The organism is Pseudomonas sp. GL93 (genome assembly GCF_003408955.1).
GTDB lineage: Bacteria > Pseudomonadota > Gammaproteobacteria > Pseudomonadales > Pseudomonadaceae > Aquipseudomonas > Aquipseudomonas paracarnis.
Genome location: NZ_NKRF01000086.1, coordinates 44,853 through 66,209, shown reverse-complemented (window position 1 = coordinate 66,209; position 21,357 = coordinate 44,853). Strand labels below are relative to the sequence as shown.

The following is a 21,357-nucleotide window of genomic DNA, read 5'->3' as shown; positions in this document are numbered from 1 at the left end:
CGCACAGCACAGAACAAACAGCTTTGCCCTACAAATAATTAAGTTTCTTCCCACAGCAACTTCCAACTTGCCAGGGTTGAACATTCAGTTATCTATGCTTAGTCATCCAGCCCTGGAAAGCCTGTGGCAATCGCATCGCCGGTAAAAGAAGGCACAACGCCTTGGGCCGTGTTGAACAAGCGCAGTGTCACACAGTGCGGGTTTTCGCCCATGTCGAACCAGTGCGGTACACCGGCCGGGATGATCAGCAAGTCATTCTTCTCACAGCGCAGGCTGTAGACAGAGTCGCCTATGTGCAGCGTAAACAGCCCCTGGCCTGCGATGAAGAAACGCACTTCATCTTCACTGTAGGTACGTTCGTCCAGGAACTGTGCGCGTAACTCGTCTTTCTGTGGATGGTCGAGGGTCACGCTGACCACTTCCACAGCGGCGTAGCCGAGGGCTTCGATCTGAGCCTGGTAGGCGGCAATCATTTCAGCATCAGTGGCGCCCTTTTCTATCGGGCTGGGCTGCCAGCGTTCAAAACGCACACCATGCTCGGCCAGGGTCGACTGGATGTCGTCGGCATGGGTCAACACTTTATTCGGAGTGTCCGGGGTGGCGATGGAGTAGACGGCTACATAGCTCATTGCACGGTTCCTTGGTTCGGCTCTTGCAATCGAAGGCCAATGATAATGGCGGCGGCCAGGGCCGCGAGGCTGGCGATACTGAACGTGAAGGTTGGCCCCAGCAGGTTCCAGCTGTAACCGGAATACAGGGCGCCGAGCGCGCCGCCGGTGCCGGCCAGCGCAGCATAAAGGGCCTGGCCCTGGCCTTGCTGGCGATCACCGAAGCTGCGTTGCACAAAGGCAATCGCCGCCGCGTGGAAGCTGCCGAACGTGGCGGCGTGCATCACCTGCGCCACCAGCAGCAGCCAGAAAACTTCGGCAAATGAACCCAGCAGCCACCAGCGTAGCGCCGCCAGCAGGAAACTGGCGAGCAGCACCCGGCGCACCGAAAAGCGCGTAAGAATACGGCTCATGGCCAGGAACATCAGCACTTCCGCCACCACCCCCAGCGCCCACAGCAGGCCAATTACGCCACGGCTGTAGCCCAAATGCTCCAGGTGCAGGGTGAGAAAGGTGTAATACGGGCCATGGCTCATTTGCATCAGCGCCACGCAGGCATAAAACGCCAGCACGCCGGGGCTGCGCAATTGCTTGAGAAAGCCATCGCCGACCAGGCGGTTGCCGTGGCTGGCCGGCTGCGCGTTCGGTACCCAAAGGCTGGCGCCGATGATGCCGGCCATGATCACCACGACCACCACCGGGTAAATATCCAGACTCAGCCAATCGAACAGACGCCCCATGATCACCACGGTGAGGATAAAACCAATGGAGCCCCACAGACGGATCTGGCTGTAGCGCGAGGTTTGCTTGTGCAGGTGGGCCAGGGTGATGACTTCGAACTGCGGCAGCACCGCGTGCCAGAAGAACGCGTGCAGGGCCATCACCAGCGCTAGCCAGGCGTAGGTCTTGCTGACAAAAATCAGGCAGAAGCTGGCCAGGGTGCACACCGCGCCGAATCGCACAATGGCCAGGCGCCGGCCGGTGTAGTCGCCGATCCAGCCCCACAGGTTGGGGGCCACGCAGCGCATCAGCATGGGTATGGCCACCAGCTCGCCGATGCGCGCGCTGGAGAAACCGAGGTGATCGAAGTACAGCGCCAGGAACGGCGCTGTCGCCCCGAGCAGGGCGAAGTAGAACAGGTAGAAGCTGGAGAGGCGCCAGTATGGGAGCACGGGGGTCATTTTATTGGGGCTGCTTCGCAGCCCAGCGCGAGCAAGCTCGCTCGCCACAACAAGCTCGCTCGTTGCCCCAGGCGATCACAGCTGGCCCAGTATCGGGGTACTCACGCGCACATCGGCATTCTGCCCGCGGTTGCGCAGCAGGTGGTCCATCAGCACGATGGCCATCATGGCTTCGGCAATCGGTGTGGCACGGATGCCGACGCACGGGTCGTGGCGGCCCTTGGTGATCACGTCCACCGGGTTGCCGTGCACATCGATCGAACGGCCTGGCGTGGTAATGCTCGACGTGGCCTTGAGCGCCAGGTGCGCCACGATCGGCTGGCCGGAAGAAATACCGCCGAGGATGCCGCCCGCGTTGTTGCTGAGGAAACCTTCAGGGGTCATCTCATCGCGATGCTCGGTACCGCGTTGGGATACGCAGGCGAAGCCGGCGCCAATTTCCACGCCTTTCACCGCGTTGATGCTCATCAGCGCATGGGCCAGTTCGGCGTCGAGGCGATCAAAGATCGGCTCGCCCAGGCCCGGCTTCACGCCTTCGGCCACGACGGTGATCTTCGCGCCGACCGAGTCCTGGTCGCGGCGCAACTGGTCCATGTAGGCTTCCAGTTCCGGCACCTTATCCGGGTCGGGGCAGAAGAAGGCGTTGTCTCCGACGCTGTCCCAGGTCTTGAACGGGATTTCAATCGGGCCCAACTGGCTCATGTAGCCACGGATGACGATGCCCTGGGTGGCCAGGTATTTCTTGGCGATGGCGCCGGCGGCCACGCGCATGGCGGTTTCACGCGCCGAGCTGCGGCCACCGCCACGGTAGTCGCGTTCGCCGTATTTGTGGTGGTAGGTGTAGTCGGCATGGGCCGGGCGGAACAGGTCCTTGATCGCCGAGTAGTCCTTGGACTTCTGGTCGGTGTTGCGAATCAACAGGCCAATGGCACAGCCCGTGGTGCGGCCTTCGAACACTCCGGAGAGGATTTCGACTTCGTCCGGTTCCTGGCGCTGGGTGGTGTGGCGGCTGGTACCGGGCTTGCGACGGTCGAGGTCGCGCTGCAGGTCGTCCAGGCTCAGCTCCAGGCCTGGCGGGCAGCCGTCGACAATGGCGACCAACGCCGGGCCATGGCTTTCGCCCGCGGTGGTGACAGTGAACAGCTTGCCGAAGGTATTGCCGGACATGCAGGGCGCTCCGTGAAATCAGTTGAATCAAGTCAACCGTAATAACTTAAGGCGGCCAGTATACGCAGGCTAACCGACTAGTTCATCCTCGAAACCTTACCGGTAGACGTTGGTCCAACCGGCACCTCTCCAATGATGGCGCTATGATGCTGCGAGTTCTGCTGTTCACCCTCACCCTATTCACCGCCGTGGCCCAGGCCGCCTCCCCTGTCGTCTTGCAACGCCCGATCAGCCTGGACACCGGCAGCGGCCAACTCTTTGGCTCTCTGCTGTTGCCGCAATCGGATAAACCGGTGCCGGTGGTGCTGATCATCGCCGGCTCCGGCCCCACCGACCGCAACGGCAACAGCGCCGACGGCGCGCGCAATGACAGCCTCAAGCGCCTGGCCTGGGTACTGGCCCGGCATAACATCGCCAGCGTGCGCTACGACAAGCGCGGCGTGGCCGCAAGCCTGGCGGCCACGCCGGATGAGCGCAACCTGACCCTGGAGGCCTATGTGGCCGACGCCGTGGCCTGGGGCAAGTTGCTCAAGGCCGACACGCGCATGGGCCCGCTGATCGTGCTGGGCCACAGTGAGGGCGCGCTGGTCGCGGCCCTCGCCGCGCCGCAACTTGAACCGGCCGGGGTCATTTCCTTGTCTGGCAGCGCCCGCCCGGTGGACCAGGTGATCCGTCAGCAACTGGCCGATCACTTGCCCCCGGCCCTGCTGCTACGCAGCAATGAAATACTCGATCATCTCAAGGCCGGCCAGGTGGACGCCGACGTGCCGCGCCCACTGGAGGGTATTTTCCGACCCAGCGTGCAGCCGTATCTGATCAGCCTGTTCCGCGCCGATCCGTCGGCCGCCTTTGCGCGCTTGGGCATGCCGGCGCTGATTATCCAGGGCACCAACGATATCCAGGTTGGCGTAGGTGATGCCCGGCAACTGAAGCAGGCCAAGCCCGACGCGCAGTTGACGGTGATCGAAGGCATGAACCACGTGATGCGCATCGTACCCAATAACGTGAAGCAGCAACTGGCCTCCTACAATGACCCGAAACTGCCGCTGGCTGCGGAGCTGGGCCAACGTATCGTCAGCTTTATCGAAGGACTTCAACCCCGTTAAGCGGCAATTGGCCTCCAGTCCTGGGAAAAACGGCCGATAAGTCCAGAGTCGACAGTAAAAAGACTGTCGGCTCGCAGGGCTTGGACAGGATCGCGCCGCATGACAACCACCGAAACAACACCCGAATCTACCGCCGAGACCCCGGCTGCAACCGAAGTTGGCGCCGCAGCGGCCCTGCCGTGGGCCGACGTTCACGCCGAACATTTCAAGATGCTGCGCCTGGCCCCGCTGGCCACCGACCGCGCGACCGGCGCACGGCCATTGCGCTTTGTGCAGTTCGGCTATGCCGAGCGTCATGACAAACACCACAGCCTGTTGCGCATGGTCATCCAGTTACCGGGCCAGCGAGTACGGCGCGAGCAGAACCACCTGGATATCTGGGTCGATCACGATAAACACCGCGTGCACTTCGGGCCCGGCAACAGCTTGGAAATCGAGCCGGCCAACCGCGGTATCGGGCGCTTCCTGGTGGCCCAAGGCGCCGCCTGGGCGAAGAAGAAGTGGTCCCACTACCGCGTCGACGGGGTGGACCTGGCCAACAAGGACGCCCTCAACGAAGCCACGCGCCTGCGCCGCGATCACTTCCTGCGTATCCAGGGTTTCGACGTGGCCTACGCCGATGTGCAGCACCTCAAGGGCAATGTGCAACCCGGCAAGGTCAGCGACGTGCTGGACAGTTGGAACACTGAGAAAGTGCAGTTCGTAGAGATCCTGGAAGCCGCGCAGATGCTGCAACAGGCCGAGCAGAACCTGGCGGAGCAGGAAGTGAAGCTGCGCAAGGAAGAGGAGAAAGTCACCAAGTTCAAGCGTGAGGACAGCGGGCTGCGCTTTACCATCACCTGCCTGGTGGCGTTTACGGTGTTTCAGGCGGGGTTGTTGATCTGGATTGCCACGCACCGTTAACAGAGTGAAATACGCTCCAATGTGGGAGCTGGCTTGCCTGCGATCCAGTCAACTCGGTGATTCAGGCACACCGAGTCGATACCTTCGCAGGCAAGCCAGCTCCCACATTGACCGCGCTTGTGCAGTTAGACCCGGGCGGCAAATACTGCCTGATGCGCACGGCACTGTTCAGCCGTCAACATGAACACCCCATGCCCACCGCGCTTGAAGTCCAGCCAGGCGAAGTCCACTTCTGGGTACAGCGCCTCGACATGCACCTGGCTGTTGCCCACTTCGACAATCAGCAAGCCCTTCTCGGTCAGGTGGTCCGCCGCTTCAGCCAGCATCCGGCGTACCAGGTTCAGGCCGTCGTCACCGCAGGCCAGGCCCAGCTCCGGTTCGTGCTGGTATTCATCGGGCATGTCGGCGAAATCTTCGGCATCCACGTAGGGCGGGTTCGACACAATGAGGTCGAAACGCTGGCCAGGCAAACCGTCAAAACCATCGCCCTGCACGGTGTAGACGCGCTCGTCGACACCATGGCGCTCGATATTCTGGTTCGCCACTTCCAAGGCTTCGAACGACAGGTCTCCCAGCACCACTTCGGCCTCCGGGAATTCGTAGGCACAGGCGATGCCGATGCAGCCGGAGCCGGTGCACAGGTCGAGGATGCGTGCCGGCGGCTGGGCCAGCCAGGGTTCGAAGTGGTCTTCGATCAGCTCGCCTATGGGTGAACGCGGGATCAACACGCGCTCATCGACGATAAACGACATGCCGCAAAACCAGGCTTCGTTCAACAGGTAGGCCGTCGGCACTCGCTCATGGATACGGCGATGCAGCAAGCGCTGCACGTGGGAGATTTCCTCTTCTTCCAGGTTGCAATCCAAATAGCTGTCGGCGATTTCCCACGGTAGGTGCAAGGCGCCCAGCACCAATTGCCGGGCTTCGTCCCAGGCATTGTCGGTGCCATGGCCAAAAAACAGGTCTTCCCCATGGAAACGGCTGACAGCCCAACGGATATGGTCGCGCAAGGTGCGCAGGCGGGAAGTGATCACGGGGGCAAGCTCCTGGAAAAAACGACTGGCGATTCTAACAGCCTTCACCTGTACCGACGATGTACGAAAAACCTGGCGCCGTACGTCGGGTTTCATCCAATTTGCCCGCTTTGTGTTAAACAGGCCTGCCTCTTGACATGGCTGCACACCAGCAACGGCGTACCTTACGATAGTAGCGATTCACAGAAGCGCTCAGCCAGTGGACAATGTCGCAAAAGCCCCACTCACAGGAGCCCCAGAATGTCCGTTCCAAAGACGATGTTTCAACTCAGCGGTCGCGGTTACGCAGCAGCCAACCTCAATCATGCGACCCTGGTGATCATCGACGCCCAGAAAGAATACCTCAGCGGCCCGCTCGCCCTCTCGGGCATGGACGCGGCGGTAGAGAACATCAAGCAGCTTGTGACCGCAGCGCGCAGCGCCGGGCGCCCGATTGTGCATGTGCGCCACCTGGGCACCGTGGGCGGCCTGTTTGACCCTCAGGGCGAGCGCGGCGAATTCATTCCGGGCCTTGAGCCTGAGGGTGACGAAACCATCATCGGCAAACTACTGCCCAGCGCCTTCCATGGCACCGGCCTGGAAAAACACCTGCAAGACCTCGGCTCCCTGGACCTGATCGTCTGCGGTTTCATGAGCCACTCCAGCGTCAGCACCACCGTGCGCGCGGCCAAGAACCTGGGCTTTCGCTGCACCCTGGTGGAAGACGCCTGCGCCACCCGCGACCTGCCCTACAAGGGCGGTATCCTGAGCGCCGAGCATGTGCAGCAAACCGAAATGGCCATCATGGCAGACAACTTCGCCACCCTGGCGCTGGCCAAAGACTTGATCTGATCCTGCTGGCGGTGAGCGGCGTGTTTATTGCTCCGCTCATCCGCAAAGCCCTTTCATTTGGCGCATTTACCTCTCCCCCCGGAACAACCTGTGTATCTTCCGGTCGAAGGGCCGATACCCTGGAGGAAAGGTCGGAATGAAGATATCCGATGGTTTTGATGCTCGTCGCTTGCGCCCCAAGGGCCCGAGCAATTGGCGTCTGCGCCTGGTAGCGTGCATTGCCGCGTTGCTGGCGATAGTAGGCTTGTTGTTGGCGGGCGCTGGTGGCGCCGGCCTGTTTGGGCATTCGCCGGCACTCGGCGAACTGAATGCCAGCCCGGGCGGCTCGGCACTCCTGCTGGGCATCGGCTTGCTGGTGCTGTGGCTGGGCGTGTGGCTGTGGCGTCGCAGTCGTCGGAAAATGCGACAGCCGTTGTCGTTGAATATCGCCTCTCACCTGATGAAAAAGCACGACTGATGGCGCTTGGATAGCGTTTCCTGCGCCCTGGCCGCCGCGATTTAGGTAAACTGCCCGCCCTTCGCGGAGGCTGACATGCAAGACGACGATTTTTCCCTGTTCAAAAACGAGCTGCGCGGCGTCAAGCCGATCAAGCACGACCGCGCCGACACCGGCAAACCCAAGACTGACCGGGCGCAGATCGCCAAGCTGCGCCAGGCCGCGACCGTGCGCACCGATGCCACCACCGTGGATGGCCTGTCGGACCAGTTCGTGATCGACGTCGGCCCCGAAGATGAACTGATGTGGGCCCGCGACGGCGTGCAGGAAAGCCAGATGCGCAAGCTCAAGGCTGGCCAGATCCCGTTCGAAGGCAGCCTCGACCTGCACGGCATGACCGTGGAAAAAGCCCGGGAAACCCTCTGGGCCTTCCTGGCCGAAGCGACCAAATTCGAAATCCGCTGCGTGCGCGTCACCCACGGCAAGGCTGTGCGGTTGGACGGCAAGCGCCCGATGATCAAGAGCCACGTCAATACCTGGCTGCGCCAGCATGCCCAGGTGCTCGGCTTTACCTCGTGCCAGGCCCGTCACGGCGGTGCCGGCGCGGTGTATGTGATGCTCAAGCGCACCATGATGGAAGGGCGCGACGAGTAACAAGTGCCATCGTCAGGCTTGCAGCGATGTGTCCGCCACCGTAACCTTGCGCTTTGCGAAAATCCCACAGGTAGTTTCATGTCCCTGGAACAGAATTACACAGAGATTCTCGGCCAACTCGGCGAGGACGTGTCCCGCGAGGGCCTGCTCGACACGCCAAAGCGTGCCGCCAAGGCAATGCAGTACCTCTGCCGCGGTTATGAACAGACACTCGAAGAAGTCACCAACGGTGCCTTGTTCAGCTCTGACAACAGCGAAATGGTGCTGGTCAAGGACATCGAGTTGTATTCGTTGTGCGAGCACCACCTGTTGCCGTTTATCGGCAAGGCCCACGTGGCGTATATCCCGAGCGGCAAAGTGCTGGGCCTGTCGAAGGTCGCACGCATTGTCGACATGTATGCGCGCCGCCTGCAGATCCAGGAAAACCTCAGCCGCCAGATCGCCGATGCCGTGTTGGAAGTGACAGGCGCCCTGGGCGTGGCCGTGGTGATCGAGGCCAAGCACATGTGCATGATGATGCGCGGTGTCGAGAAACAGAATTCGTCGATGATCACCTCGGTGATGCTGGGTGAGTTCCGCGAGAACGCGGCCACCCGCAGCGAATTTCTCAGCCTGATCAAGTAACCGGCCAGGCAGGAAAAAACCGGCGTTCATCGCCGGTTTTTTTTCGCCTGCAGAAATCAGGTAAGCTGCGCCCCCTCAGTCATGGGCAAGAGGTTTCAGCCATGTTCGTCAAAGCACTTCGAGTGGGCCTCGGCCACGTCATCATCGCGGGCGACTTTCTTACCCGCCCACGTAAAAAACAACGCTCGGCCGAGCAACAGGCCAAGGTCAATGCTGCGGCCAGGGACCTGACCCTGTATCAGTTCCACGCCTGCCCGTTCTGCGTGAAGACCCGTCGCACCCTGCACCGCCTGAATGTGCCGGTCGCCTTGAAGGACGCGAAGAACAACGAACAGGACCGCCAGACCCTGCTGGAGCAAGGTGGCAAGATCAAAGTGCCGTGCCTGCGCATCGAAGAGAACGGCCAGACCACCTGGATGTATGACTCCAAGGTGATCATTGACTATCTGGACAAGCGCTTCGCCGCAATCTGAAGCCCGCTGCGGTCAATGTAGGAGCTGGCTTGCCTGCGATTGCATCACCGCCGTACATCTGCTGCACCGCGGTGCCCGCATCGCAGGCAAGCCAGCTCCCACATTTGCTCTGCGGTGTTCTTAAGTCGGTATTGTCAGGTCGAGATCCAGCAGTGCCGAGCCCAGGCACTTGCCATGGGCATCCAGCGCCAGCGAGCGGGTCACGCCGCCACGCAAAATGCCCGGCAACACGAAGTTCAGCGCCTGCACGTTCGGCAATTCGTAACGCCGAACCGGGGCCGCCAGCGGTTCGAGCAAATCCTTGAAAAATTCCGTGACGCGCTCGGCCGTCAGCTGTTCGCACAGCAATGGGTAGTCCTCGGCGCGATAGGCAATGATCGAGATGTTCGACGTGTCGCCCTTATCCCCGGTGCGGGAATGGGCCAGCCTGTGCAGTTTCATTCTTCAATCCTCGGTTTGACCGCTTCACGGGGCAACAGCAACGACGCCACCGCCACCACCTGACGCACGCTCTTGCTCGCCCCACCACCGCCGGCCGGGCCGTTGGTGTAGAGGGTCTCCACTTCATTGCCAACCCGCACGGCGTCGCTGCGCTCGTCACACCGGGCGGCAACCCGCAGGCGCACTTCCCAAGGCTCGACACTGCTGCGAGGGCCGTGCAATGAATCCATGCCGATCAACTCGGCGCGCAGGTCCTGCATGTTGACGCCGATCAACGCCAGGCGCTTGAGCACCACTTCCCGCGCCAACTCAGCCCGTGCGACAGCACCGGGACCACCGTAAGACATCTGCCCTTCACCAATCCAACCGTCCAGATAACCGACGCTGACCTTCAGTTGTTCAGGCCGAGCACGCCCGCTCGCCCCCTCAGCGCGCACCCGGTCCACGCCCTCCTCGACAAACCCCACCTGGGAAAAGTCGGCCGTCACATCCGGGGTCAAATACGCCGCAGGGTCGTGAACTTCATAAATCAGTTGTTCGGCGCAGGTCGCGCGACTGACCCGCCCACCGGAGCCTGCCACCTTGGTAATCACGGCATTGCCGTCGGCGTCGATCTCGGCCAGGGGAAAGCCCAGGCGCGCCAAGTCCTCCACATCCTTAAAGCCTGGATCGGCGAAATAACCGCCACTGACCTGCCCCGCGCACTCAAGCAAATGCCCCACCAACGTGCCCCGGCCCAATCGTTGCCAATCATCGAAGGCCCAGCCGAACTCGAACATCTGCGGCGCCAGGAACAGCGAAGGGTCGGCCACGCGCCCGGTGATCACCACATCGGCGTCGGCGCGCAACGCTTGAACAATGCCCTCCACGCCCAGGTAGGCATTGGCAGAAATCAGCCGCTCACCCAATGCGCCTACGGTCTGGCCGTTATCCAGCAACTGCTCGGCAGACAAGGTATGCAGCACGTCATCCCCGACCACCGCCACGACCTTGAGGCCCAGGCCCAGCTCGCCGGCAATGCGCCGTACTTCACTGGCCGCCGCCAGCGGGTTTGCCGCCCCCATGTTGGTGATCACGCGCAGACGTCGACGCCCCGTCCCCTGCCCCACAAAGGGCAAGACACGGCGCATGCGCTCAGCGAGCAGCGGGTCATAACCGCCTTGCGGGTCGCTGATGCGCGCCTGTTGCGCCAGGGCGATGGTGCGTTCGGCCAGGCATTCGAAGACCAGGTAATCCAGGTCGCCGTGTTCGGCCAGTTCCACGGCAGGTTCTATACGGTCGCCGGAGTAGCCGGCACCGGAGCCGATGCGCAAGGTGTTCATGTCAAATCACTCCCAGAAGCAACGCCGTCAGGGTCATCAACACCGAGGCGGCAAACAGGAAAGGAATGGTGAAGCGCTGGTGATCGGCCAGTTCGATCTTGCACAGGCCCACCAGCAGGAAGGTCGCAGGGGTCAGCGGGCTGACCGGGAAGCCGGTGGTGTGCACCCCCAGCAACGAAGCCTGGGCCACCTGAAGCGGGTCGACGCCCAGGGCCTTGCCGACTTCGGCGATCACCGGCATCACGCCGAAATAGTAGGAATCGGGGTCAAACAACATGCTCAGGGGCATGGACAAAAAGCCCACGACGGCCGGGATCAACTTGCCGTGGCCCGCCGGAATCTGCGCCACCGCCACTTCGGCGATGGCCTTGAGCATGCCGGTGCCTTGCATGATGCCGGTGAACACCCCGGCGGCGAGCAGGATACTGGCCATGGTCAGCGCGGTTTTCGCATGGGCGTCGATGCGCGCACGCTGGGCGTCCACGTTGGGGTAGTTGATGCACAACGCAACCACGGTGCCGAGCATGAACATCACCACCGGGTCGACCCAGCCGGCGATCATCACCACCATCACCAGCACGGTCAGCATCAGGTTGACCCAGAACAACCGTGGACGACGCAGCGTGATGTCGTCATCGCTGAGCACTCGTTGCGGCACCGCCTCCACGCTGGAACCGGCGCCCAGGCCCAGGCGTTTTTCTTCGCGATGGCCCAGCCACCAGGCGCAGGCGAAGACAAAGATCAGCCCGACGATCTGCACCGGGATCAATGGCTGGAACAGGTCGGCCACCGGCACATGCAGCGCCGCCGACGAGCGCAGCACCGGGCCGGTCCAGGGCAGGAAGTTGACCCCGGCGGCCATCGCACACACGCAGGCGAGGATGCGTTTATCGATGCCCAGCCGCGTATACAGCGGCAGCATTGCCGGCACCGTCACCAGAAAGGTCACCGCGCCAGAGCCGTCCAGGTGCACCAGCAACGCCAGGGTCGCGGTACCCACCACAATTCGTGTAGGACGCGTCCCGACCGTACGCAGGATGCGATCAATGATGGGATCGAGCATGCCCGCATCGGTCATGATCCCGAAAAACAGGATCGCGAACACAAACATGCCAACCACAGGGGCGACGTTCTTGATACCGGTAATGATGAAGGCGCTGGTTTGCAGGCCGAAGCCACCGATCAGCGCGGCAATGATCGGCAAGGCGATCAAGGCCACCAGCGGCGAGAGGCGCTTGCTCATGACGGCAGCGAGCAGGCACAGGATGGTGATGACACCCAGGGTTGCGAGCATGGGTTACTCCAGGGCGGCCTGGTTGGCCGGTTATTGTTTTCCCTGGAGTATTGGAATCGCGCTAGGCTTTGTAAATTGCAATATTCAACCACCAGTGTTCGGAAAAACAAAATGAAGCGACGCTCATGAAAAACAGCATCCAGCACATTCAAGCCTTCCTCGCTGTCGTCCGTACGGGCAGCTTCACCAAGGCGGCCAACGAGTTGCATCTATCGCCGTCGGCGCTCACGGTGCAGGTGCAGCAACTGGAAGACTGGCTCGGCGTCGCCTTGCTCGACCGCAGCCCTCGCCACGTAAGCATTACCGCCGCAGGCCAGGATGCGCGCGGGCCCATGGAAAAACTGCTGCTGGACCTGGACAACATCGTCACCGGCTCCCGCGACCTCGCCGCCTTGCGCCGCGGCGTGGTGACCATCGCCGCCCTGCCCTCAGTCTGCGCAGGCGCCCTGCCCCCGGCCTTGCGCCTGTTTCGCGAACGCTTTGCCGGCATCGAAGTGCGCCTGCATGACCTGGTGGCCCAGCGCATTCATGCAAAGGTCCGCAACGGCGATGTGGATTTCGGCATCGGCGTGCGCGCCCGCCTGAGCCACGGCCTGGACTTCGTCCCCGTACTGAATGATCGTTTGTGCGCGTTTGTGCCATCGGGTCATGCGCTCGCCCGCCATCGTCAGTTGACTTTGGAGCAACTGGCAGACCAGCCGATTATCCTGACCGGACGCGACAGCAGTGTGCGCGAGCAAGTCGATACACTGTTCGATGAGACACGGCTGACGCTGAACGCCGGCATGGAGGCCAATTACATGTCGACCGTGTTGGCCTTGGTGCGCCAGGGATTGGGCGTCAGTGTGCTGCCGGAGTCAGCGGCGGATAGCCTGGAGGGTTTGCAGCGGATCAGCATCGATCATCCCGGGGTGAATCGGGAGATCGGGTTGATCAGCCGTAGCGGGATGGGCTTGAGCCCAGCGGCGCAGCGCTGCTTTGAACTGCTCAACAAAGCACTGCCTGACACGCCGCCGCGCTGAATGTGGGAGTCAGTCGAGCATCGGCACATGCCCAGGATAACTGGCCACGCGCTGCAACCACGCCTGCACCGCCGGATACGGCGTCAGGTCGAAGCCGCCTTCATGGGCCACATGGGTGTAGGCATACAACGCAATATCGGCAATGGAAAACTGCTCGCCCACTAAATAAGGCGTGGCTTGAAGCTGACGCTCCATCACTCTCAAGGCCTTGTAACCGCCTTTGTGGGTGGTCTTGTATTCTTCCAGCCGATCCTCGGGCATGTTCAGGTAAAACTGAATAAACCGCGCCACCGCAATGTAAGGCTCATGGCTGTACTGCTCGAAAAACTGCCACTGCAATACCTGGGTACGCAGGCGCGGTTCGGTCGGCAGGAATTCGCTGCCATCGGCGAGGAAGTTGAGAATCGCGTTGGACTCCCACAGGCAGGTGCCGTCTTCAAGCTCCAATACCGGGACCTTGCCATTGGGGTTCTTGGCCAGGAACGCCGGGGTCTGGGTATCGCCCTTGAGGATATCGATATCGATCCATTCATACGGGATGCCCAACAGATTGAGCATCAATTTGACCTTGTAGCAATTGCCCGACTTGTAATCGCCATAAACCTTGTACATGGGGCTCCCCTTTTCGCCGCGCTGACCGAATGCTTGCGCCCACAAGGTGCGGGTATCGAAGGCTTGTTTCAAGGCGTCGCGCAGAATAAATCCCTTGGCCTGGGCCATTCATCCCTTTTCGCCGAGACAATCGAAAACATTATTTGCTTTATTTGTACACAAAAGCATAATTCGCTTCGTGCGAGTTCCTGACCTTTTGGTCAACAAACCCGCCAGTACCTCAAAGCGCTGTTGCCCACTCATGTGACCGGCGCTGGAAATAACAATAAAACGATTGAGGAGTACTCGCTGTGGATAGCCGCAAAACCGAAGCCCCTACGTTGGACCTGGCCGCGCCCCGAGGCGGTTGGCTGGAACGCCTGTTCAAACTGCGCTTGCATGGCACCACAGTGAAGACCGAGCTGATCGCCGGCCTCACCACCTTTATCACCATGGCCTACATCATCTTCGTCAACCCCAACATCATGGCCGATGCCGGTATCGATCACGGCGCGGCCTTCGTCGCCACCTGCATCGCGGCGGCGCTGGGTTGCCTGCTGATGGGCCTGTACGCCAACTGGCCGGTGGGCCTGGCGCCGGGCATGGGCTTGAATGCGTTTTTCACCTACACCGTGGTCGGCACCATGGGTTACACCTGGGAAACCGCCCTCGGCGCGGTTTTTATTTCCGGCGTGCTGTTCATGATCCTGACGCTGTCGCGCATCCGCGAATGGCTGCTCAACAGCATTCCGGTCAGCCTGCGCCACGCCATGGGCGCCGGCGTGGGCTTGTTCCTGGGGGTGATCGGCCTGAAAACCGCCGGCATCATCGTCGACAGCCCGGCCACGCTGATAAAACTCGGTTCTCTGCACGAGCCGGCACCGCTGCTGGCGGCCGTGTGCTTCCTGTTGATCGCCATCCTCAGCTATCACCGCGTCTTCGGCGCCATCCTGATCAGCATCATCGCCGTGACCCTGGCCGGCTGGGGCCTGGGCCTGGTGCACTACAACGGCATTCTTGCCACCCCACCGAGCCTGGCACCGACCTGGATGGCAATGGACGTGATGGGTGTGTTCAATGTGAGCATGATCAGCGTGGTATTTGCCTTTCTTTTTGTACACATGTTCGACACTGCCGGTACACTGATGGGCGTTGCGCAACGCGCAGGACTGGTGAATGCCGATGGCAAGATCGACAACCTGTCTCGCGCATTGAAGGCTGACAGTGCGTCCAGTGTGTTCGGCGCCATGGTCGGTGTACCGCCGGTGACCAGCTATGTAGAAAGTGCCGCAGGTGTGGCAGCCGGTGGCCGCACCGGGTTGACCGCTGTAACGGTGGGTGTGCTGTTCGTGGCGGCGATGTTCTTCGCCCCGCTGGCCGGCATGATTCCCGCCTATGCCACCGCTGGCGCGCTGATCTACGTAGCGATGCTGATGATGGCGAGCATGGCCCATATCAATTGGGATGAAGCTACCGACAGCATTCCGGCGATCGTCACTGCCATCATGATGCCGCTGACGTTCTCGGTCGCCGACGGGATCGCTCTGGGCTTTATCACCTATGTGGCGCTCAAGGCCGGCACCGGCAAGTACCGCGAGATTTCTGTCAGCCTGTGGGTGTTGTGCGCGATTTTCATCGCGAAATTCATATTTTTATAAAAGGAGCAAATGATGAACCTGGATACCTGGCTGCTGTTCAGTGGGGCTGCATTGATCGTGATCCTGATTCCAGGGCCACTGTCGTTGCTGATGATCAGCAACAGCCTCAACTACGGCCTGCGCCGCTCGTACCCGGCGTTTTTGGGCGGAGTATTTGCGTCGATCTGCCTGTTGAGTGCTTCGGCCTTGGGTCTGGGGGCCGTGTTGCTGGCCTCGGAACAGCTGTTCAGTGCCTTGAAAATCGTCGGTGCGCTGTACCTGTTCTACCTGGCCTGGCAGAGCTGGCAGCAATCGCGCCTGCCGAGCCAGGGCTCCGTGGTGCCTGCGGCCGCGGGGACACCCCGGTTCCGCACGCTGTTTGGCCGGGCCTTTGTGCTGGGCGCCAGCAACCCCAAGGACATCCTGTTTTTCGCAGCCTTCCTGCCGCAATTCCTCAATAGTCAGCAAGCATTTTTGCCGCAGTTGCTGATCATGATCGCTACCTGGACTGTACTCGACCTGCTGTGCAAGCTGGCCTACGGCCTCAGTGCCCAAGGCGCGGCGCGCTATTTGCGCAGTGGTACAGGTCAGAGCTGGTTCAACCGCATCAGCGCCGCCTTGTTCGGCTGCGCCGGTGCGGTGTCGCTTATTGGGGCGAGGGGTTCACTTTGACGAAATAGACGGTGGAAGGGAGCGTCCTCTTGGTCGGCCATTGAATGCCGGCCACGATCCGAACCAGGCGCCCTTCGTCGAGTGCACGTTTGACGCCCGCCAATGGAAGCGCATTGTCCTTTTTGCTGAGTGCGTCGGTAAACCAGCGATCCGAGAGTCGGGTATTTAGCTGAATACTTCCCTCCTCCACCCAGCTGGGTGACACGTAGTACAGCTGGTTTGAGTTGGGATGAGTAGCGATCAGATCATCTATTGGCCTACCGTGCTTCACTTTCACTTCGCGGACATTGAAACCCTGCTGCTCCAGCACGCTCTTGAGTGCCGTGCGCTGGGCAGTGCTTCGCTCAACCGCGACCGACTGGCCACCGAATAAAAGCGAAGGGTCTAATCCAGACACCTGAAAGTCAACACGGGTGAAGCCAGCCGCCTCGCTTTCGTAACCGATGTGTATCCTGCTGTACGGCTTTTCAGTGGGCCGCAACATTCGCAATAAATCATCTGTCTGGCCAATCCTCCCCTGAGTCGGGGTTAACCACGTGTCCAGTGTCGAACGCACATTGAGCAAGTGAGTGGCCGTTGCCTGGCGCGTAGAGCCTGACAACTCAATCAGCCTTTCGGCGGTGAACCTTTGGCTATTGGCGGTCATGGTTGGGAATGCCGTGCCGATATGCTGCTCCAGTGGCCTGTCAAACAAGGGCGCATGGAACTGCCATTGGCTCGTTAGGGTGTTATATGACGCCGGAAGAGGTTGTTCTGCGAGTTCAGTGGTTGTCCAACGTCCAATATCAATCCGTGCGGCTGAAGCCGGCGCCCTGTCCCTGGTGATAAACACGATACCCGTCAACGGCGCCTGCTCACCGTGGGGAAGCAACCTGTAATAAACGCTCGAAGGAGCCCTTAGGTTGGTATTAGCAGGGGCCACCCGGAGAACGTAGTGAGGCCCCCTACGAGCATCCGTTCCAATGTAAAACACCCCTGGCGCCGCGGAAACAAAACCCGCATCCAACTCAGGTGAAATACGCCAACTGAACCAACGGTCCCCCATTGCAGACGACTGAAGAATAGCGTTTTCAGTCGCCGTGCGCGCAGTCGGTGGCCGCCAGTCTGGCACGGCCGCAGGCCACGAATGAAGGGCCGCCGAACTGCTGCCCGCCACCGGTTGAGGGGCGTCCGCACCAAGCAGCCACTCTCTCTCCCGGCGGATGGTTAAAATCAGTTCATCTTGCCCCGGTGCCTGTTTATTTTTCAGGCGCAACGACGGCTCATTGTCGCGCCGGTAAACCGGATAATGGTGGGTGTCATCCGTGACAAATCGCTCGCCACTTTTTACATAGACACCTTTTTCACCCGGCCCTTTCAACGCAACGGCGCCCTCAGGAATCGTCTCGACTTTGAACCGTTCAAAAACTTTGAGCTGGGTCTCGGGGGGCGGTTTGAGGCGGGAAAGCCCACTGCGCGCAGTCATGCGCAAGCGGTGTATTCGCCCCAGTAAAGCCTTGGGTCTCGGACGTGTCACGCCGACGACAACACCGCCACGCTTCTTGGGGCCGGGTATAAAGTTCGATAACAGATCAATCGCCAGAAGTACACTCATAAAGCCCACGTCAATTGCATCGTGGGGATCGCCATAGCGGTGATAGCGCCGCGCCACAAGCAGCAACTCATAGAAATCGTTGAACATTCCGAATAACGGAGAAAAAAAGCCGACCAACCTGCGCTGGGTGGTTTCGCTCTGCCCGCCCAAGCGACGGGTGCGATATTCCTCCAGTGCTTTGCCGGAATGACTGGCAGCCTGGGCCTGACGTTTCAACCCCAGCCCGTTGGCGTCGTACAACAACCCCTGAGCATTGCTGTGGGACGTAGCTACAATGGCCAGCCAACCCTGCGGTTCACTGGCAATCTGCTCAAGGGTGACCTTTTCAATCTCGTCGGGTAATGCGGTCGGCTCCTGGTGCTTTCGACCGAAGGAGCGAACGAACTCGCCCCCCTGCCAAATCCCTTTCACCATGGCAAAAGCCGGTATGCGATCGAACAAACTGATGGAAGTGCCGTGCTTATCAACCTTGTCCGGATGATGGTTTACTGCCTGAAATGCCCAGCCGGGCGCGACCTGACTCGCCAGTACTTTGGCGTTTTCAGGCTGCGCGCCTATACGGTTCAATTCATCCTGGGCGTGTTGCAGGCTGCTGTATTCGGTGAGGACCATCGCAGGCCAAGCGTGCGGCCAATAGACGACGCAAAGCCCCGAGCGCTGGTCTCGCACAACCACTATCCCCGCGATATAGCGGTCATGCTCCATCGTGTGACCCACCAGATGAAGCACATGAAGTTGCAACTCATGCTGGTTTTTCAACAAGTCTTGCGACGTTCGTGCCGCCATCGCGGTGTTGAAAATGCTTTGCGCGGCCACCGTCAACCCCTGACGCCCGGCCAACAACAGATGATGCTGAGCGCCGGCGAGTAATGTGCGGTTCAATAATTCAGGGATACGCCCTGTGCTGAACGTGTGGAGGGCATCGCCAGGCGGGTAAAAAACCTGGTTGATCAACGCGTCGTACTGACCACCGATATCCAGCGCGGACATCGTACGGATCAAGTAAGCAGCATTCAGTTGATTTTTCCATTCAGGTTGCAAATAACGGGCGCGATTGAGTCGCCACTGCGTCCAGGGGGCCAACGGGTCCAGATTATGCAGCGCGAGTTGCAGCAAGCTGTAGGTGGTGCGTGCAAGGGTCGGGGTCAATTTTATTGAGCGATCGCCAACGACACAGCCACTTGTCCATCCACAATAGCTGCCCTGAACATCATCGGGCATATCAATGTACGGCTGGTCGACATCGAACCGCGCGGGTATACCGTCCAACCGCAATCGAGCGGTCAAGGCACGACGAGCGAAGGTTTCCAGATCGGGTAACTGGTGTTCAAGCCTGGCCTTGAATGCAAAGGTGCTGCGCAGGTAATGGCGCTGCGAACGCCTGAATTTTTTACGCAGGTCACGCGATGCGCGCTCCAGCCATGTCGGCAGTTTTTTGGCTTGCAGTGCAATTTTACGCAACAACTCGACATTGGTCTGGGCCAGGCTCTGGGCACCACTGACGGGAAGCTTAAGCTGCTCTTGCAAGTCAATCATCAGCAAGGCGCGGCTCATCTCGGCATCCTTCACTTCGCTGAACAAGCGCGTGATGTCTTCGGTGCTTTTGTGCAATCGACTGTAGCATCCAAGCAATTTCTTGATCGAAGCCAATGCAGGCTTGTCACCAATCGGAACGTAGCGTACGGCCAACGTTTCAAGCGCCGCATGTGCACGCAAGTCGTTACGCTTATCGTGCTCGACATAACCCCACAATATGGAGTCATCCCGACTGTTAAGGCTCGCCTTGAGGCTTTGAGTCAGAGCGTCCAGGCTGGTAAAGCCCTTCACCCCACCCGGCGCCCCAAAGCCGTACAGAACCACCGGATGCTGACGCAGTGGCACCCGCACCGCCGCGGCTGTGGTCACCACCCACATGTTATGAAGTGGGTAGAAGGCATCCGGGTCGTTGCCAATCGCGATCGACAGCACCCGGGTTTGACTGTCGGGGCGTTTGGACGGCAAAGGCTGCTCAATCACTTCGATGATCAGATCCCGATGCGCGGTGCTCAGGAGCTTGAGTCGATGCTGCAACTGAACCTCACAGCGTAACGCTTCGGTTTGGGCATTCATAAACAACGTGCCACGCCTGAGCGTACCCGCCCCACCCGGACGCTCAGCCCAAAACGCCACATCGAACAGCCGTTGCTGCGCATCCTGCACCAACTTATCCAATGTCTGGCTATGGGCCTTGAGCTGGGCCACCAACGCAACAAACGCCTGATACTCGGGTGTATCCCGGCTTAGATCATCCGGATCCAGTAACGCGACCAATCCTTTTTCGTAACGTTTGACCTGGTGTTCTACGGTGTACCGGGCCAACCCTGCCGCAGCACTGCCAAAGATGATTTCGGCGTGACGTCGTTGCTGGTCCCACTTGAGCAACCGCTCACGAAGGAAGCCAAGTCGGGCGCTGCCGATAAGCTGCTGCCTGTTACCCTCCACACGTGCGAGAACAGCCGCGGCCTCCAGAGGCAGAGGCCGCTCAGCGGCAGGCACGTAGGCGTGATTGATCCTCACGACACAAGCCAATTCATTGCTCCATTGCCCGTCCAGCAACACCTGTGCGCCAAACGCCAGCGCATCCCCCATGAGTTCCAGGCCGCGAGCGACACCGGACACCGGGGACAACTCTGCGGGCCGACACAACACATGACGGCGACTCAATGGCAAACACTGCCAGAGGTCATGAAGCCGACTATCCAGCTCCAGCAAGCCGCACTGAAGCGCGACGAAGGAGGGATACTCGTAGAAATTTCGGGCCACGCCGGGCAGGTAAACGACATGAGGCGCGTCGCTGGGGTCACCCTCACGGTAGAAATGCAATGCTCCGGGAATAGCCATCGCAGGCGTACCCGGCCACATCAACTGGCCCACTCGCACATCGGCCCACTCTGCTCCTGCGCGAAGACGTGCTTCAGCGGTAGGAGCATCGATGACGGCCTGCACCAAAGCCAATCCGGCACGCGATAGCTCGGCCAGTTGCCGTGCGATAAACGCCCGGTCAGCAAAGAGCGCCTGGTTAAACTCTACCCAACGCTCCCGGCGCGTGAGCCAAGAGCCGTCATCCAGAGAGCTCCAATATTCGCTTACTGCGCGACCCAGCCGTTCAAACAGCCCCAACGCAATGACTCGCCGCAGGGCTTGCAACGGTGTGTAGGGTAACTGACGGTCAGGCTCGCCCTTGACGCTGAGGGTTGTGAATTGATTGATATTGATAGGCACCGAGGGGCGGGCCATCAGCAACACTGCCCGATCAGTCAAGCTGTCGACTTTCTGGGGCGCGTGCGGTTGCTTGAGCTCGGTAAACAATAGCCTGTCCGGGTCAATTTCAAACGCTTTACGCAGTTGGCTGCGGATCACTTTCAGAACCCTTGGCGAGCGCCCCACCAGCTTTTTGAGGGCGTTTGCCGACTCGTTGCATCGTGAGTCAACAAGATCAAGCTGATTGATCAGACGGCTGGGATGGGTATAGCCGTTAATCAGCCCACTCAGCTGGTGGCGCATCGCCTGTAACTCGGCTTCACGAAGGGCGACCGGCTCATCATCGGTAGTGTCGAGCAAGTCACCAGAAGAGGGTGTGACACCCGGGTGATCAGGAAACAAGGTCATGGTGCTTTCTTCTCTATGAGGAAAAAACCAGCCTAGGCATCACTGATGTTCAAAGGGGCTAGATAGTTGAACAAAAAAAGCCCGCAGTGTGCGCGGGCGAAACCAACGAAGAGCATTTG

General features: G+C 60.3%; 19 protein-coding genes. 10 read left to right on the top strand and 9 right to left on the bottom strand.

Annotation, left to right across the window (positions count from 1 at the left end; genetic code table 11):
* Nucleotides 1-98: 98 nt before the first annotated feature.
* The 3 genes from CER19_RS19335 to aroC form a co-directional block, all read right to left on the bottom strand.
* Nucleotides 99-629 carry an acireductone dioxygenase gene (locus tag CER19_RS19335; RefSeq protein WP_116667597.1) on the bottom strand — a complete coding sequence of 177 codons (531 nt, stop codon included), beginning with the start codon at nt 627-629 and terminating at the stop codon, nt 99-101.
* Entirely contained in the window at nt 626-1,789 is a 1,164-nt protein-coding gene (locus CER19_RS19330) for an MFS transporter (RefSeq protein WP_116667596.1), read from the bottom strand. Before CER19_RS19330 ends, CER19_RS19335 begins: the two co-directional genes overlap by 4 nt.
* Before the next feature lie 75 nt (nt 1,790-1,864).
* Nucleotides 1,865-2,956, bottom strand: coding sequence for a chorismate synthase (aroC, locus tag CER19_RS19325; RefSeq protein ID WP_116667595.1), 1,092 nt, complete (start codon nt 2,954-2,956; stop codon nt 1,865-1,867).
* Between the two features lie 143 nt (nt 2,957-3,099).
* Here aroC and CER19_RS19320 point away from each other — a divergent pair, with 143 nt between their 5' ends.
* Both CER19_RS19320 and CER19_RS19315 read left to right on the top strand, forming a co-directional pair.
* Nucleotides 3,100-4,062 carry an alpha/beta hydrolase gene (locus CER19_RS19320; RefSeq protein WP_116667594.1) on the top strand — a complete coding sequence of 321 codons (963 nt, stop codon included), beginning with the start codon at nt 3,100-3,102 and terminating at the stop codon, nt 4,060-4,062.
* A 99-nt stretch (nt 4,063-4,161) separates the two neighbouring features.
* Complete coding sequence (locus CER19_RS19315; RefSeq protein ID WP_116667593.1) at nt 4,162-4,965, top strand: hypothetical protein; 804 nt, start codon at nt 4,162-4,164, stop codon at nt 4,963-4,965.
* A 125-nt stretch (nt 4,966-5,090) separates the two neighbouring features.
* Here the strand turns inward: CER19_RS19315 and prmB are convergent, their stop codons facing one another.
* On the bottom strand, nt 5,091-5,999 hold the full coding sequence (gene prmB / locus CER19_RS19310) for a 50S ribosomal protein L3 N(5)-glutamine methyltransferase (protein ID WP_116667592.1): 909 nt from the start codon (nt 5,997-5,999) through the stop codon (nt 5,091-5,093).
* Nucleotides 6,000-6,239: 240 nt separating this feature from the next.
* On the opposite strand from prmB, the gene CER19_RS19305 reads away from it, so the two are divergent.
* From CER19_RS19305 to CER19_RS19285, 5 genes are all read left to right on the top strand, one after another.
* A complete protein-coding gene (locus CER19_RS19305; protein WP_014719280.1) occupies nt 6,240-6,830 on the top strand; it encodes a cysteine hydrolase family protein in 591 nt (196 codons plus the stop codon).
* Between the two features lie 136 nt (nt 6,831-6,966).
* Entirely contained in the window at nt 6,967-7,287 is a 321-nt protein-coding gene (locus CER19_RS19300) for a hypothetical protein (protein WP_020302242.1), read from the top strand.
* Nucleotides 7,288-7,362: 75 nt separating this feature from the next.
* Nucleotides 7,363-7,920: a Smr/MutS family protein gene (locus tag CER19_RS19295; protein ID WP_003192796.1), complete on the top strand. Its 558-nt coding sequence runs from the start codon at nt 7,363-7,365 to the stop codon at nt 7,918-7,920.
* Between the two features lie 78 nt (nt 7,921-7,998).
* Nucleotides 7,999-8,544 carry a GTP cyclohydrolase I FolE gene (folE, locus tag CER19_RS19290; protein ID WP_003192797.1) on the top strand — a complete coding sequence of 182 codons (546 nt, stop codon included), beginning with the start codon at nt 7,999-8,001 and terminating at the stop codon, nt 8,542-8,544.
* A gap of 101 nt (nt 8,545-8,645) precedes the next feature.
* Entirely contained in the window at nt 8,646-9,017 is a 372-nt protein-coding gene (locus tag CER19_RS19285) for a glutathione S-transferase N-terminal domain-containing protein (RefSeq protein WP_116667591.1), read from the top strand.
* Nucleotides 9,018-9,137: 120 nt separating this feature from the next.
* On the opposite strand, the gene CER19_RS19275 is transcribed toward CER19_RS19285, so the two are convergent.
* From CER19_RS19275 to CER19_RS19265, 3 genes are read right to left on the bottom strand one after another with little or no spacing between them, the layout of a single operon-like run.
* Entirely contained in the window at nt 9,138-9,458 is a 321-nt protein-coding gene (locus CER19_RS19275; RefSeq protein ID WP_116667589.1) for a hypothetical protein, read from the bottom strand.
* Nucleotides 9,455-10,780, bottom strand: coding sequence for an acyclic terpene utilization AtuA family protein (locus CER19_RS19270; RefSeq protein ID WP_116667588.1), 1,326 nt, complete (start codon nt 10,778-10,780; stop codon nt 9,455-9,457). The genes CER19_RS19275 and CER19_RS19270 overlap by 4 nt, the downstream gene beginning before the upstream one ends.
* A 1-nt stretch (nt 10,781) precedes the next feature.
* The gene (locus CER19_RS19265; protein WP_003192804.1) at nt 10,782-12,074 is read right to left on the bottom strand and encodes a CitMHS family transporter; all 1,293 of its coding nucleotides are present in this window, start codon (nt 12,072-12,074) and stop codon (nt 10,782-10,784) included.
* Between the two features lie 125 nt (nt 12,075-12,199).
* Here CER19_RS19265 and CER19_RS19260 point away from each other — a divergent pair, with 125 nt between their 5' ends.
* Complete coding sequence (locus CER19_RS19260) at nt 12,200-13,096, top strand: LysR family transcriptional regulator (protein WP_116667587.1); 897 nt, start codon at nt 12,200-12,202, stop codon at nt 13,094-13,096.
* A 9-nt stretch (nt 13,097-13,105) separates the two neighbouring features.
* Here CER19_RS19260 and CER19_RS19255 read toward each other — a convergent pair whose 3' ends face one another.
* Nucleotides 13,106-13,708 (bottom strand): glutathione S-transferase family protein, encoded by a 603-nt coding sequence (locus CER19_RS19255; protein ID WP_116667610.1) that lies wholly within the window; start codon nt 13,706-13,708, stop codon nt 13,106-13,108.
* A gap of 290 nt (nt 13,709-13,998) precedes the next feature.
* Between CER19_RS19255 and CER19_RS19250 the strand changes: the two genes are divergently transcribed.
* Both CER19_RS19250 and CER19_RS19245 read left to right on the top strand, forming a co-directional pair.
* Complete coding sequence (locus CER19_RS19250) at nt 13,999-15,345, top strand: NCS2 family permease (protein WP_116667586.1); 1,347 nt, start codon at nt 13,999-14,001, stop codon at nt 15,343-15,345.
* 12 nt (nt 15,346-15,357) lie between these two features.
* Nucleotides 15,358-15,996, top strand: coding sequence for a LysE family translocator (locus tag CER19_RS19245; RefSeq protein WP_116667585.1), 639 nt, complete (start codon nt 15,358-15,360; stop codon nt 15,994-15,996).
* Here CER19_RS19245 and CER19_RS19240 read toward each other — a convergent pair.
* Entirely contained in the window at nt 15,971-21,238 is a 5,268-nt protein-coding gene (locus CER19_RS19240) for a dermonecrotic toxin domain-containing protein (RefSeq protein ID WP_165861650.1), read from the bottom strand. The genes CER19_RS19245 and CER19_RS19240 overlap by 26 nt on opposite strands.
* Between the last annotated feature and the right edge of the window lie 119 nt (nt 21,239-21,357).